Source organism: Achromobacter insuavis, assembly GCF_902859645.1.
GTDB lineage: Bacteria > Pseudomonadota > Gammaproteobacteria > Burkholderiales > Burkholderiaceae_B > Achromobacter > Achromobacter insuavis.
Map to the genome: position 1 here is coordinate 1 of NZ_CADIJR010000031.1, position 12,990 is coordinate 12,990.

The window sequence follows — 12,990 nt, forward strand, 5'->3', positions numbered from 1 at the left end:
CGCCGCGCCTGCCGCGACGTCCAGGCCCGCCACGGCCGCCGCGCCTGCCGCGCCCGTCCAGGCTCGCACCCGCCCCGCCGCCACGTCCGAACTGACGCCCTCGCATTCCCCTTCCGAAGCCGCCTATGAACCGAGGTGATACGCCATGACGCTCGCCGCCTTCTGCCTTGCCTACGCGGGATTCTCCGCCCTGTGCCTGGGCATGGATCGTCACTACGAGGATCTGTTCGACCGCGCCTTGCCGCGCCGCCACCGCGTGCCGCTGCGCACCTTCGGCTGGCTGGCGCTGGCATTGTCGCTGTGCGCCTCGGCCGCGGTCTGGGGCTGGAGCTACGGCACCGTTGAATGGATCGGCATCCTCAGCATCGCCGGCCTGCTGCTGATCTGGTTCCTGACCTTCCGCCCGCGCGCGGCGCTGACCGCCGGCGGGCTGTGCGCGCTGGCCGCGCCGCTGCTGGCCGTCCTGTAGCCGCGGCGTTGCCCTGACGCCCCGTGGGCGTCGAACCCGGCCGGGAAGGGCCGCCGCCGCGCCCGGGCGATCCCATGCCATCCAGGCGCCGCGCGCGGCACGTTACACTGGGTGTTTCACCAAGCAAACGCCCGCATCGTCCATGAACACCCGCGTCCTCACTGGCATCACCACCTCCGGAACCCCCCACCTCGGCAACTACGCTGGCGCGATCCGCCCGGCGGTCCAGGCGAGCACGCAACCGGGCGTCGACGCGTTTTTCTTCCTGGCCGACTACCACGCGCTGATCAAGTGCGACGATCCGGCCCGCGTGGCCCGCTCGCGGCTTGAAATCGCCGCCACCTGGCTGGCGGTCGGGCTCGATCCCGAGCGCGTGACCTTCTACCGTCAATCGGACATCCCCGAGATCCCGGAACTGAGCTGGCTGCTGACCTGCGTCACGGCCAAGGGCCTGATGAACCGCGCGCACGCGTACAAGGCCTCGGTCGACCAGAACGTGGCCAAGGGCGTGGATCCCGATGATGGCGTGACCATGGGCCTGTTCTCGTATCCGGTGCTGATGGCCGCGGACATCGTCATGTTCAACGCCAACAAGGTGCCGGTGGGCCGCGACCAGATCCAGCACCTGGAAATGGCGCGCGACATCGCCCAGCGCTTCAACCACCTGTACGGCCGTGAATACTTCACGCTGCCCGAGGTCGCCATCGAAGAAGACGTGGCCACCTTGCCGGGCCTGGACGGCCGCAAGATGTCCAAGAGCTACAACAACACCATCCCGCTGTTCGAGGGCGGCGCCAAGGCGCTGCGCGCCTCGATCATGCGCATCGTCACCGACTCGCGCGAACCGGGCGAACCCAAGGACGCCGAAGGCTCGCACCTGTACACCATCTACCGTGCCTTCGCCACGCACGAACAGGCCGTGGCCTTCCGCAAGCAGCTCGAGGAGGGCCTGGGCTGGGGCGAAGCCAAGCAGGCGCTCTACGATCACCTGGAGAACCTGCTGGCGCCGATGCGCGAGCGCTACTTCGACCTGATGGCCAACCCCGGCCGCATCGAGGACGTGCTGCAGGCCGGCGCCGTCAAGGCGCGCAAGCTGGCGGTGCCGATGATGCGCGAGCTGCGCGAGGCCGTCGGCCTGCGCAACCTGAACGCGCAGGCGCCGGGCAAGGACGCGCCGGCCAAGAAGGAAAAGGGCAAGGGCGCGCGTTTCGTCAGCTTCCGCGACGAGGATGGCGGCTTCCGCTTCCGTTTCCTGGCCGCCGATGGCGAGGAACTGCTGCTGTCGCAGCGCTTTGCCGATCCCAAGGAAGCCGGCGTGCTGATGCGCCGCCTGCAGGCGGAATCGCCCGAGACCCTGCTGCAAGCCACGGCCGAGGGCCTGGCGGCGGTGCTGGACGGCGCCACCGTGGCGACGGCGCCCGCCGGCGCCCAGGGCGACGTCCAGGCGCAACTGGCGAAGGCGCGCGACGCGCTGCGCTCGATGGCGCAGGAATAACGCCGCGCGGGCGCAGGACAAGGGCGGCGCCATCGCGCCGCCCTTGTCGTTTGTATCCGCAAGGAAAGGCCGCCGTGCCGCGCGCCGGGCGCCGTGCCTAGCGGCCGTTGGCGGAAACGATGCGGCCGTCGCGCACCTGGAATCGTTGCGCGCTGCCCTGGCCGGCGATTTCCAGCATGTCGCCTTCCGAATAACCCGTCACGGTGGGACAGTCGAGCCATTCCGGGTTGATGAACGGGAAGTACTTGAGCGTGCCGCTGCCCTGGCTGACGAAATCGAACGTGGTGTTGGCCACGACTTCCGGATCCCATTGGCTGGCGTCGAAGGTCAGCGCACAGCCGGCGCCGATGCGGTAGATGATGCTGGCACCCATGCTGGCGAAACCCAGCGCGCCGACGTGCAGCTGCGCGCCATTGCACAGCTCGATGACGCGGCTGCCCAGGCGTTCCAGGGTGATGTGCTTGAAGGTGACTTCGGCGCCGTCCACGGTCAGGTGGGCATATTGGCCAAGGGTGACTTCGTTGTAGGCGCCGCTCAGGCTGGCTTCTTTCTCGGTGATGATTGCCGTTTCGTTGGCGGCAAGCGTAATCGTGTTGCGCATGGCGGGACGGATCTCCGGTCTCTCAGGTATGGCGCTGTTTTTCTTGTGCTTCGACCCGATAGACGCTTGCGCCGCAGCTCGCCTGATCATGGGTTTGCTTCCGCCGGGTGAGCCCGATCCGCCGGCTTATTATTATTTGGACACAATTCGATATTTTCCCTTATTTTTGTTGCGCCCGGCTTGAGGCAACGCAAGGAAGGGGAAGCTTTGAGGGAAAGTCCTTAGTTGAATGACAACCGGCGCCTGAGCGCCGGTTGGGGGACTTCCGGATGCCGCCTGGCCGGCTCCCGCGGGAGCGGCCAGGGGAGGGGGATCAACGCTTGAGCTTGGCGAACGCGTCGGCCATGGCGCTGTTCATCGCGCCGCTGCCGCCGCCGGCGTTGCCGCGGCCACTGTCGCCTTGCGGGCGGCGGCCGCCACGATCGCCGCCCTTGGGGGCGTCGGCGCCGCGCCGGGCCGGCACGGCGGCGTCGTTCATGCGCATGGTCAGGGCCACGCGCTTGCGCGCCACGTCCACTTCCAGCACCTTCACGCTGACCGTCTGGCCCACGCGCACCACGTCGCGCGGATCCTTCACGAACTTCTCGGCCAGCGCCGAGATGTGGACCAGGCCGTCCTGGTGCACGCCGATGTCGACGAACGCGCCGAAGTTGGCGACGTTGGTCACGACGCCTTCGAGCACCATGCCGGGATACAGGTCATTGAGGGTCTCGACGCCTTCCTTGAACTGCGCGGTCTTGAACTCGGGACGCGGATCGCGGCCGGGCTTTTCCAGTTCGGCGAAGATGTCGCGCACCGTCGGCAGGCCGAAACGCTCGTCCGTGAAATCAGACGGCGACACCCCCTTGAGCGCGTCGCGCTGGCCGATGATCTGCTTCACCTCGGCCTTGATCTTGGCCACGATGCGCTCGACCACCGGATAGGCTTCCGGGTGCACCGACGAGGCGTCCAGCGGATTGTCGCCGTTGGGGATGCGCAGGAAGCCGGCGGCCTGTTCGAAGGCCTTGTCGCCGAAGCGCGGCACCTTGCGCAGCAGTTCGCGGGTGGGGAAGGCGCCGTTCTCGTCGCGCCAGGCCACGATGTTCTTGGCCAGCAGCGAGTTCAGGCCCGACACGCGCGCCAGCAGCGCGGCGGAGGCGGTGTTGACGTCGACCCCCACGGCGTTCACGCAATCCTCGACCACGGCGTCCAGCGAACGCGCCAGCTCGCGCTGGTTGACGTCGTGCTGGTACTGGCCGACGCCGATGGCCTTGGGATCGATCTTGACCAGTTCGGCCAGCGGATCCTGCAGGCGGCGCGCGATCGACACGGCGCCACGCAGCGTCACGTCGAGGTCGGGGAATTCGAGCGCGGCGGTTTCCGATGCCGAGTACACCGAGGCGCCGGCCTCGGATACGACCACGCGCGTCACCTTCAGGTCGGGAAAGCGCTCCTGCATGTCGCCCACCAGCTTCTCGCTTTCGCGCGAGGCGGTGCCGTTGCCGATGGCGATCAGGTCGACCTTGTGGCGCGCGACCAGCGCGGCCAGCGTATTGATGGTGCCGTCGCGGTCACGGCGCGGCTCGAATGGGTAGACGGTGGAGGTATCGACGACCTTGCCGGTGCGGTCGATCACGGCCACCTTGCAGCCCGTGCGGATGCCGGGGTCCAGGCCCAGCACGGCCTTGGGGCCGGCCGGCGCGGCCAGCAGCAGGTCCTTCAGGTTGGCGGCGAACACGCGGATGGCTTCGGCCTCGGCAGTCTCGCGCAGGCGGCCGACCAGTTCGCTTTCGAACGCCGTCACCAGCTTGACGCGCCAGGTCCAGCGGCACACTTCGCCCAGCCAGCGCGCGCGCGGCGAGGCGTCCAGCGCGAACAGGCCGTTGCCGAGCTTGAGGAAGCCGGCGATGCGCGCCACGCAGGGGTGCGGCAGTTGCGCTTCGAGCTCGGTTTCCAGACCCAGGCGGATTTCCAGCACGCCTTGCTGGCGGCCGCGCAGCAGCGCCAGGATGCGGTGCGAAGGCAGCGTGCGCAGCGGCTCGTTGAAGTCGAACCAGTCGCGGAAGTTGGCGCCTTCGGTTTCCTTGCCCTCGACCATCTTGGAATACAGGTAGCCGGTGGACCAGAGATGCTCGCGCATGTCGGCCAGCAGGTCCGCGTTTTCGGCGTAGCGCTCGGCCAGGATGTCGCGGGCGCCGTCCAGCGCCGCCTTGGCGTCGTTGATCGAGGCTTCGGGATTCAGGTACTGCGCGGCCAGCGCGGCCGGATCGCAGGCCGGGTCGGCCAGGATGGCGTCTGCCAGCGGCTCCAGGCCGGCCTCGCGGGCGATCTGGGCGCGCGTGCGGCGCTTGGGCTTGTACGGCGCGTACAAGTCTTCCAGGCGCTGCTTGGTGTCGGCGCTGGCGATTTCCTGCTGCAGTTCGGACGTCAGCTTGCCTTGCTGCGAGATCGATTCGAGGATCGCGCCGCGACGCTCTTCGAGCTCGCGCAGGTAGCCCAGGCGCACTTCCAGGTTGCGCAGGACGGTGTCGTCCAGGCCGCCGGTGGCTTCCTTGCGGTAGCGCGCGATGAAGGGCACGGTGGCGCCATCGTCCAGCAGTTCCACCGCGGAGGCGATCTGGGAGGCGCGTGCGCCGAGCTCGGTGGCGAGCTGGGCAACGATACGGGCATTGTCGACGCCGGCGGCGACGTTCGTGATAACGGAAGTTTCAGACATCTCGATACGACGGCAAAAAAGGAAAAACAAGGGGCGGATTGTGCCATAAGCCGTTGTTACAGAACGTGCCAGGCGGGACAGATCCGTCCCCACGGGATGCGGCGTTTGCGACGCGATCGGCGGAAAAGAGCGGCGCCAGCGGGTATCATTTGGTCCTTTCCCACCCTATTCAGGGTCAGGCGTCCCGACCGTTGATCCGCGCGGTCGACCGCGATGCCTGGCTGTTTCAATGCTGGACCTGGACATCTCCGAATTCTTCGCCGAGGACGGCCCGCTCGCGTCGGCCATGCCCGGCTACAAGCCGCGCCCGTCCCAGGTGGAACTGGCGCAGGCCATAGGCGAGGCCATCCAGGACCGCGCCACGCTGGTGGCCGAGGCCGGCACCGGCATCGGCAAGACCTGGGCCTACCTTGTACCCGCCTTCATCCAGGGCGGCAAGGTGCTGATTTCCACCGGCACGCGCACCCTGCAGGACCAACTGTTCACCCGCGACCTGCCGCGCGTGCGCGCCGCGCTGGCCGCGCCGGTCACCGCCGCGCTGCTCAAGGGCCGCGGCAACTACGTCTGCCATTACCACCTGGAACGGCTGCAGGGCGACGAACGCGCGCTGAAGTCGCGCACCGAAATCCAGCAGTTGCGCCAGATCCAGGTGTTCGCAGGCATTTCCAAGACCGGCGACCGGGGCGACCTGGCGCAAGTGCCCGAAGACGCCGATATCTGGCAGCGCGTCACCTCGACCCGCGAGAACTGCCTGGGTCAGGAGTGCCCGCGCATCCGCGACTGCTTCGTGGTGAAGGCCCGCCGCCAGGCCCAGGAGGCCGACGTGGTGGTGGTCAACCACGCCCTGTTCATGGCCGACCTGGTGCTGCGCGAAGAGGGCGTCACCGACCTGCTGCCCGAAGCCGACACCGTTATCTTCGACGAAGCGCACCAGTTGCCCGACACGGCCACCCGCTTTCTCGGCAGCAGCGTGTCGACCCACCAACTGCTGGACTTCGGCCGCGCGCTCGAGGCCGCCGGCCTGGCCTATGCGCGCGAAGCCACCAAATGGAGCGACGTCGCGCGCCACCTGGAAACGGCCACGCGCGAATTGCGCCTGGTCTGTGCGCCGCTCGAGCGGCTGCCGGGGCGCAAGGCCACGTTCGAGGCCATTCCCAATGCCGACGAGTTCGATGCCGCGCTGGCGGTGTTGCGCGAGGCGGTGGACATCGCCACCAACGCGCTGGGCTCGGTCGCCGAACGCCATCCCGACCTGGTGGCCGCCGCCCGCAGCGGCGCCGAGATCGCCGTGCGCCTCAAGCGCTGGGCCACGCCGGGCCGCGACGGCGCCGGCTTCGACGACGAAGGCTGGGGCCGCGACGACCAGGCGCCCGCGCCGGCGCCGCAATCGGCGTTGGGCGATGGCCTGTCCACGCCCGCCGCGATTCTCGAAGGCGCAGCCGCGGCGGTGGAATGGACCGGCCCGGCGGTGCGCTGGGTCGAGCATGGCCAGCATCACGTGCGGCTGCATTCCGCGCCGCTGTCCGTGGCGCAGGCGTTCTCCAAATACCGCAAGCCGGGCCAGGCCTGGATCATGACCTCGGCCACGCTGTCGGTGAACGGCGAGTTCACCCATTTCACCGGCCAGCTGGGGCTGGATCGCGCCCGCACCGGCAAGTGGGAATCACCCTTCGACTACCCTGAGCAGGCGTTGCTGTTCGTGCCGCGCGGCATGCCCGAGCCGCAATCGCCGCAGTTCCTGGACCGCTTCGTGCAGACGCTGCTGCCGCTGCTGGAAGCCAGCCCGGGCGGCACGCTGGTGTTGTGCACCACGCTGCGCGCCGTGGACAAGGTCGCCAACCTGCTGGCCGACGCTTTCGACGACGCCGGCCACGACTGGCCGCTGCTCAAGCAGGGCGAGGGCACGCGCCGCGACCTGCTGGACCGCTTCTGCAAGCTGACGCACCCGGTGCTGGTGGGCAGCGCCAGTTTCTGGGAGGGCATCGACCTGCCCGGCGACGTGCTGACGCTGGTGGCGATCGACAAGCTGCCGTTCGCGCCGCCGGATGATCCGGTGATCGAGGCGCGGCTGCGGGCCTGTCGCGCCCACGGCGGCAATCCGTTCTCGGAATACCAGCTGCCCGAGGCCGCGATCTCGCTCAAGCAGGGCGCCGGCCGCCTGATCCGCACGGAATCGGACTGGGGCGTGCTGATGGTGGGCGATGCCCGCCTGGTCGAGAAGCCCTACGGCAAGCGCCTCTGGCGTGGCCTGCCGCCGTTCGCGCGGACGCGCGAACTGGAAGAGGTGCTGGCCTTCTACCGCCGCAAGCAGGAATAGGGCGGCGGGCAGCACGTCCTCAAAAATAGGACGCCAGGACGACAGAGCAAAAAAAGCCCCTCGAGAGATCGAGGGGCTTTTCCCATGCGGGCGGTGTTCAGTTGAACGGATTCCACCAGCTCTTGTCGGCCTTCAGGCCCTTGTCCTTGAACGAGCTGTTGGGGAAGTTCTTGTCGAACACGCGTTGCGAGTCGTTCTTCAGCTCGGTCATGCCGAGCTTGTCGTAGGACTGCACCATCAGGTAGAGCGCCTCTTCGGTGGCGGGGGCGCCCTCGAAGTCGGTGATGACGGTCTGCGCGCGGTTGGCGGCGGCGATGTAGGCGCCGCGCTCGTAGTAGTAGCGGGCCACGTGCACTTCGTTCATGGCGATGGTGTTGACCAGCCAGGCGACGCGCTTGATGGCATCCGGGGTGTACTTGCTGTCCGGGTAGCGCTTGATCAGGTCGTTGAACGCGTCATAGGACGCGCGCAGGCCCTTGGGGTCGCGCTCGGCCGGATCCTGGCCGGTGATGTTGCTCATGAACGCGCTGGCCGGCGTGAAATTGATCAGGCCCTTCAGGTACAGCGCGTAGTCGGTGCCGGGATGGTTGGGGTAGAGCTGCTGGAATCGGTCGATCGCGGCCAGCGCCTGTTCGTTTTCGCCGTCCTTCCAGTTGACGTAGGCCAGTTCCAGCAGGGCCTGCTGGGCGTAGACGCCGAAGGGATAGCGGCTCTCGATGGCGGTCAGGCGCTCGCGCGCTTCTTTCCAGCCACCCGAGGAGATTTCGGCCTTGGCGTCGGCGTAGAGCTGTTCGGCGCTCCAGTTGGTGGTCTTGTCGTACTTGCTGTTGGTCGAACCGCAACCGGCGATCGCGATGACGGCAAATAGCGCGATAACCACGCGCAAAACCGACCCGCTTCGGGAGGCGGGGTTCAAGGGAGCTGCGGAGTGGTGAATCACGAGAATCGTATCCTTGGTGTTAGCATGGCAGGCTGATTATATGATTTGTCTCCATGTCTGATACAGCCATCAGCGCAGATCTCGTTTCCGACGATGAACTCCTGAGCCTTCCCGGCGAAAACCCGCGCGGCGAACCGCAATTTGTAACGGTGCCCGCGGGCACTCGCGCCGACCGGCTGGACAAGGTGCTGGCCGGTCTGTTGACGGATCATTCCCGCAGCCGGCTGCAAGGTTGGATCGAGGCCGGCAACGTCCACGTCAACGGCGCGCCCGGCAAGATCCGCCAGACGGTGGGGCCGGGCGACGAACTCACGGTCTGGGCCCAACCGGCGCCCGAAACCCTGGCTTTCGCCCCCGAACCGATCGATTTCCCCGTGGTCGACGAAAGCGCCGACTGGATCGTGGTGAACAAGCCCGCCGGCCTGGTGGTGCATCCCGGCGCCGGCAACTGGAGCGGCACGCTGCTCAACGGCCTGCTGCATCGCTACCCCGAACTGGCGCAGGTGGCCCGCGCCGGCATCGTTCACCGGCTGGACAAGGACACCTCCGGACTGATGGTGGTGGCGCGCAATGAAATCGCGCAGACCCACCTGGTGCGCCAGTTGCAGGCGCGCAGCATGGGGCGTGAATACGTCGCCCTGGCGCATGGCTGGCTGGCCGCCGCCGGCAAGGTCGACCGCCCGATCGGCCGCGATCCGCGCGTGCCGGTGCGCATGAGCGTCGAGCGGCCGGTGGCGCCCAAACCCGCCATCACCCACTACGCCCCCGCGCGCCGCGGCCAGGTCGATCCCGGCGGCCGCGTCACCGAGGTTGTCTGCCGCCTGGAAACCGGCCGCACCCACCAGATCCGGGTGCATCTGGCCAGCCTCGGCCATCCGCTGCTGGCCGACACGATCTACGGCGGCAAGAACATCGCGGGCGCGCAGCGGCAGATGCTGCACGCCCGCGCCCTGCATTTCGACGATCCGGGCGGGCGCGGCGAGGTCCAGTTCGCCGCCCCGATGCCGGCCGACATGACCCTGGTTCAGGAAGCGATCGCATGGAACGCGTGATGGAAGGCTTGCCCGTGGTGACCGGCCCCGCCTGGGCCGGCGTCAACTATTTCTGCACCACCCGCGCCGGCGGCGTGGGCGTGGCGCCGCATGACACCCTCAACCTGGGCCGCCGCGCTGGCGACGATCCCGACACCGTGGCCGAGAACCGCCGCCGCCTGCGCGCGGCGCTGCCGGCCGAGCCGTTGTGGCTGCGCCAGGTGCACGGCAGCGATGTGATCGACGCCGACGCCGCCGACCTGCCCGACGAGCCGGCGCTGGACGCCAGCGTCACCGCCCAGCCGGGCCGCGTGCTGGCCGTGATGGTGGCGGACTGCCTGCCGGTGGTCATCGCCGATGCCGATGGCCGCGTCCTGGGCGCGGCCCATGCCGGCTGGCGCGGCCTGTCCGGCGGCGTGCTGGAAAACACCCTGGCCGCCATGCGCGCCAAGGCGCCGGGCGCAACCGCCTGGCGCGCCTGGGTCGGCCCCGGCATCGGGCCGGACGCCTTCGAGGTCGGCCGCGACGTGCTGGACGCCTTCATGGCGTACGATCCCGCCGCCGAGCGCTATTTCCGGCCGCGTCCCGGCGTGCCGGGCAAATGGCTGGCCGACCTGGCCGGCCTGGCCGAATTCCGCCTGTGCCGGGCCGGCGTGCAGGACGTCACCCTGAGCGGCCTGTGCACCGTGGCGGACGCCGGGCGCTTCTTTTCCTACCGCCGCGACAGCGAGACCGGCAGGATGGCTTTGCTGGCCTGGCTCGATCCGGACTGATCCAGCGCAAAGCGGCCGCACGCGCGGGCGGCTAGCCTTGCTGGCCTCATTGAATACCCGCATTGACAGCGCTGAACCCGACATGCAACATCAATCGGGAAGTCTCGATAACAAGGTGTCGAAGTGAATGCCAATCTCTCCGCCTCAGGGCCCCTTCCGGTGAGCGTGGCTCCGGACGTCCTGGCCGATATCCAGGCTGAATTCTCGCGCGAATGGCAGCGGCTGTGCGACGACGCCCGTCGCGGCGCGCTGACCCCGCTGGCCGACCGGCGCTTCGCCGGCGAGGCCTGGGCCGCCAATGGCCAGCACCTGCTGATGGCCCATACCTACCTGCTGTCGGCCCGCGCCATGTCGCGCATGGTCGACGCCGCCCAGGTCAGCGAACCGATGCGCGACCGGCTGCGGTTCTCGATCATGCAGTGGGTCGACGCGTTGTCGCCGTCGAACTTCCTGGCCCTCAATCCCGATGCCCAGCAATCCATCGTCGAAAGCGCCGGCCGCGCCCTGAACGAGGGCCTGGCCAATCTGCTGGGCGACGTCAAGAAAGGCCGCATCACCCAGACCGACGAGGCCCAGTTCGAGATCGGCCGCAACGTCGCGGTGACGCCCGGCGAGGTGGTGTTCGAGAATCCGCTGTTCCAGCTGATCCAGTACGCGCCGACCACGGCCACGGTGCACGAGGTGCCGCTGGTGATCGTGCCGCCGAACATCAACAAGTTCTATATCCTCGATCTCCAGCCCGACAACTCGTTCGTGCGCCACGCGGTCGAGCAGGGCTTCACCGTTTTCCTGATCTCCTGGCGCAATCCGCTGGCCAGCGACACCGACGGTGTCGACCGCGCCACCTGGTCCGACTATCTCGATGACGCGGTGCTGCAGGCGCTGCGCGTGGCCAGCGACATCACGCGCCAGCCGCAGGTCAATGCCCTCGGTTTCTGCGTCGGCGGCACCATGCTGGCCTCGGCGCTGGCGCTGGCCGAGGCGCGCGGCGAACATCCGGTCGCGGCGCTGACGCTGCTGACCTCGCTGCTCGATTTCCACGACACCGGCATCCTGAGCGTCTTCGTCGACGAGGCCCACGCCTTGCTGCGCGACCATCAACTGGGCGCCGGCGGGCTGATGCCGGGGCGCGACCTGGCCACTACATTCTCGTTCCTGCGGCCCAACGAGCTGGTCTGGAACTACGTCGTCGGCAACTACCTCAAGGGCCAGAAGCCGCCGGCCTTCGACCTGCTGTTCTGGAACGGCGACAGCACCAACCTGCCGGGTCCGTTCTTTTCCTGGTACTTCCGCAACACGTATCTCGAGAACAATCTCAAGGTGCCGGGTCGCGCCCAGGCCGCCGGCCTGCCGCTGGACCTGACGCGCCTGTCGATGCCGGCGTATATTTTCGGTTCGCGCGAAGATCACATCGTGCCGTGGGTCTCGGCCTACGCCTCGACCCAGGTGTTGCGCGGTCCGCAGCGTTTCGTGCTGGGCGCGTCGGGCCATATCGCGGGGGTGGTCAATCCGCCGGCCAAGAAGCGCCGCAGCTACTGGGTGGCCGAAGGCGCCGGCGCCGAGGGCCGGCCGCTGCCGGGCGATCCCAACGCCTGGCTGGCGCAGGCGCAGGAAAAGCCGGGCAGCTGGTGGCCCGACTGGGCCAGCTGGCTGGCCGGGCATTCCGGCAAGCAGGTCAAGGCTCGTGCAAAATCAGGTAACGCCAGATACCGGCCGATCGAGCCGGCGCCTGGCAGGTATGTGAAGGTCAGGGCCGCCTGAAGCCGCGCTTGCGGTGGGCCCCAGGCCAATAAGAAGTAGAAGTCAATCAACGAGGCGTCCGTCGCACACAGGAGGAAGTCCAATGAGCGGAAAACTGGCTTACGTTACAGGCGGGATGGGCGGGATCGGCACCTCTATTTGCCAACGCTTGGCCAAAGAGGGCTTTCGCGTCGTGGCAGGCTGCGGCCCGAGCCGCAATTACCAGCAATGGCTGGATGAGCAGGCGGCGCAGGGATATACCTTCCATGCTTCCGTCGGCAATGTGTCCGACTGGGATTCCACCGTCGCCGCTTTCGAGCGGATCACGGCGGAACTCGGCCAGGTCGATGTGCTGGTCAACAACGCGGGCATCACCCGCGACGGCCTGTTCCGGAAGATGACCGCCGACGATTGGCGCGCGGTCATCGACACCAACCTGAACAGCCTCTTCAACGTGACCAAGCAGGTCATCGACGGCATGGTCGAGCGCCAGTGGGGGCGCATCATCAACATCAGCTCGGTGAACGGCCAGAAGGGCCAGTTCGGCCAGACCAACTACTCCACGGCCAAGGCCGGCATCCATGGTTTCACCATGGCGCTGGCCCAGGAAGTCGCGAGCAAGGGCGTCACCGTCAACACCATCTCGCCCGGCTACATCGGGACCGACATGGTGCGCGCCATCCGGCCCGACGTGCTCGAGAAGATCGTCGCCACCATCCCGGTGCGCCGCCTCGGCACGCCCGAGGAAATCGCGTCGATGACGGCATGGTTGGCTTCCGACGAGTCCGGCTTTTCCACCGGCGCGGACTTCTCGCTCAACGGCGGCCTGCACATGGGCTGACCCATCGCGGGTCGCCCGCGGGGCGGCCTTTCCAGGCCGCGGCGCTTCGGGGAGAAGGCGCCGCGGCATTACACTTCACCCTATTCGA

The 12,990-nt window shown here is 68.0% G+C and carries 10 protein-coding genes; 7 read left to right on the plus strand and 3 right to left on the minus strand.

All coding sequences use genetic code 11. The features are described from left to right. The first annotated feature begins 145 nt into the window (after positions 1 to 145). Both H0523_RS16535 and H0523_RS16540 read left to right on the plus strand, forming a co-directional pair. Positions 146 to 469 carry a DUF3325 domain-containing protein gene (locus H0523_RS16535; RefSeq protein ID WP_054429517.1) on the plus strand — a complete coding sequence of 108 codons (324 nt, stop codon included), beginning with the start codon at positions 146 to 148 and terminating at the stop codon, positions 467 to 469. Positions 470 to 611: 142 nt separating this feature from the next. After that, on the plus strand, positions 612 to 1,964 hold the full coding sequence (locus H0523_RS16540; protein WP_054429516.1) for a tryptophan--tRNA ligase: 1,353 nt from the start codon (positions 612 to 614) through the stop codon (positions 1,962 to 1,964). Between the two features lie 97 nt (positions 1,965 to 2,061). Here H0523_RS16540 and H0523_RS16545 read toward each other — a convergent pair whose 3' ends face one another. Continuing rightward, on the minus strand, positions 2,062 to 2,565 hold the full coding sequence (locus tag H0523_RS16545) for a hypothetical protein (RefSeq protein ID WP_054429515.1): 504 nt from the start codon (positions 2,563 to 2,565) through the stop codon (positions 2,062 to 2,064). A gap of 313 nt (positions 2,566 to 2,878) precedes the next feature. Then, a complete protein-coding gene (tex, locus tag H0523_RS16550) occupies positions 2,879 to 5,260 on the minus strand; it encodes an RNA-binding transcriptional accessory protein Tex (protein WP_054429514.1) in 2,382 nt (793 codons plus the stop codon). Between the two features lie 229 nt (positions 5,261 to 5,489). Here tex and yoaA point away from each other — a divergent pair, with 229 nt between their 5' ends. After that, complete coding sequence (gene yoaA, locus H0523_RS16555; RefSeq protein ID WP_054429513.1) at positions 5,490 to 7,577, plus strand: DNA repair helicase YoaA; 2,088 nt, start codon at positions 5,490 to 5,492, stop codon at positions 7,575 to 7,577. 97 nt (positions 7,578 to 7,674) lie between these two features. Here yoaA and H0523_RS16560 read toward each other — a convergent pair whose 3' ends face one another. After that, entirely contained in the window at positions 7,675 to 8,463 is a 789-nt protein-coding gene (locus H0523_RS16560; RefSeq protein ID WP_006393582.1) for an outer membrane protein assembly factor BamD, read from the minus strand. Between the two features lie 107 nt (positions 8,464 to 8,570). On the opposite strand from H0523_RS16560, the gene H0523_RS16565 reads away from it, so the two are divergent. From H0523_RS16565 to H0523_RS16580, 4 genes are all read left to right on the plus strand, one after another. After that, the gene (locus tag H0523_RS16565) at positions 8,571 to 9,569 is read left to right on the plus strand and encodes an RluA family pseudouridine synthase (RefSeq protein WP_054429512.1); all 999 of its coding nucleotides are present in this window, start codon (positions 8,571 to 8,573) and stop codon (positions 9,567 to 9,569) included. Next, positions 9,557 to 10,321 (plus strand): peptidoglycan editing factor PgeF, encoded by a 765-nt coding sequence (gene pgeF / locus H0523_RS16570; RefSeq protein ID WP_054429511.1) that lies wholly within the window; start codon positions 9,557 to 9,559, stop codon positions 10,319 to 10,321. Before H0523_RS16565 ends, pgeF begins: the two co-directional genes overlap by 13 nt. Before the next feature lie 123 nt (positions 10,322 to 10,444). Further along, positions 10,445 to 12,082 carry a class I poly(R)-hydroxyalkanoic acid synthase gene (gene phaC / locus H0523_RS16575; protein WP_054429510.1) on the plus strand — a complete coding sequence of 546 codons (1,638 nt, stop codon included), beginning with the start codon at positions 10,445 to 10,447 and terminating at the stop codon, positions 12,080 to 12,082. An 82-nt stretch (positions 12,083 to 12,164) separates the two neighbouring features. Further along, positions 12,165 to 12,902, plus strand: coding sequence for a 3-ketoacyl-ACP reductase (locus H0523_RS16580; RefSeq protein WP_006393586.1), 738 nt, complete (start codon positions 12,165 to 12,167; stop codon positions 12,900 to 12,902). Positions 12,903 to 12,990: the final 88 nt, after the last annotated feature.

What these genes read in the sequence shown, in the direction of transcription:
- pgeF (WP_054429511.1), top strand. Translation starts at nt 9,557, where the DNA reads ATGGAACGCGTGATGGAAGGCTTGCCCGTGGTGACCGGCCCCGCCTGG.
- yoaA (WP_054429513.1), top strand. Translation starts at nt 5,490, where the DNA reads ATGCTGGACCTGGACATCTCCGAATTCTTCGCCGAGGACGGCCCGCTC.
- H0523_RS16580 (WP_006393586.1), top strand. Translation starts at nt 12,165, where the DNA reads ATGAGCGGAAAACTGGCTTACGTTACAGGCGGGATGGGCGGGATCGGC.
- H0523_RS16540 (WP_054429516.1), top strand. Translation starts at nt 612, where the DNA reads ATGAACACCCGCGTCCTCACTGGCATCACCACCTCCGGAACCCCCCAC.
- H0523_RS16565 (WP_054429512.1), top strand. Translation starts at nt 8,571, where the DNA reads ATGTCTGATACAGCCATCAGCGCAGATCTCGTTTCCGACGATGAACTC.
- H0523_RS16545 (WP_054429515.1), bottom strand. Translation starts at nt 2,565, where the DNA reads ATGCGCAACACGATTACGCTTGCCGCCAACGAAACGGCAATCATCACC.
- H0523_RS16535 (WP_054429517.1), top strand. Translation starts at nt 146, where the DNA reads ATGACGCTCGCCGCCTTCTGCCTTGCCTACGCGGGATTCTCCGCCCTG.
- tex (WP_054429514.1), bottom strand. Translation starts at nt 5,260, where the DNA reads ATGTCTGAAACTTCCGTTATCACGAACGTCGCCGCCGGCGTCGACAAT.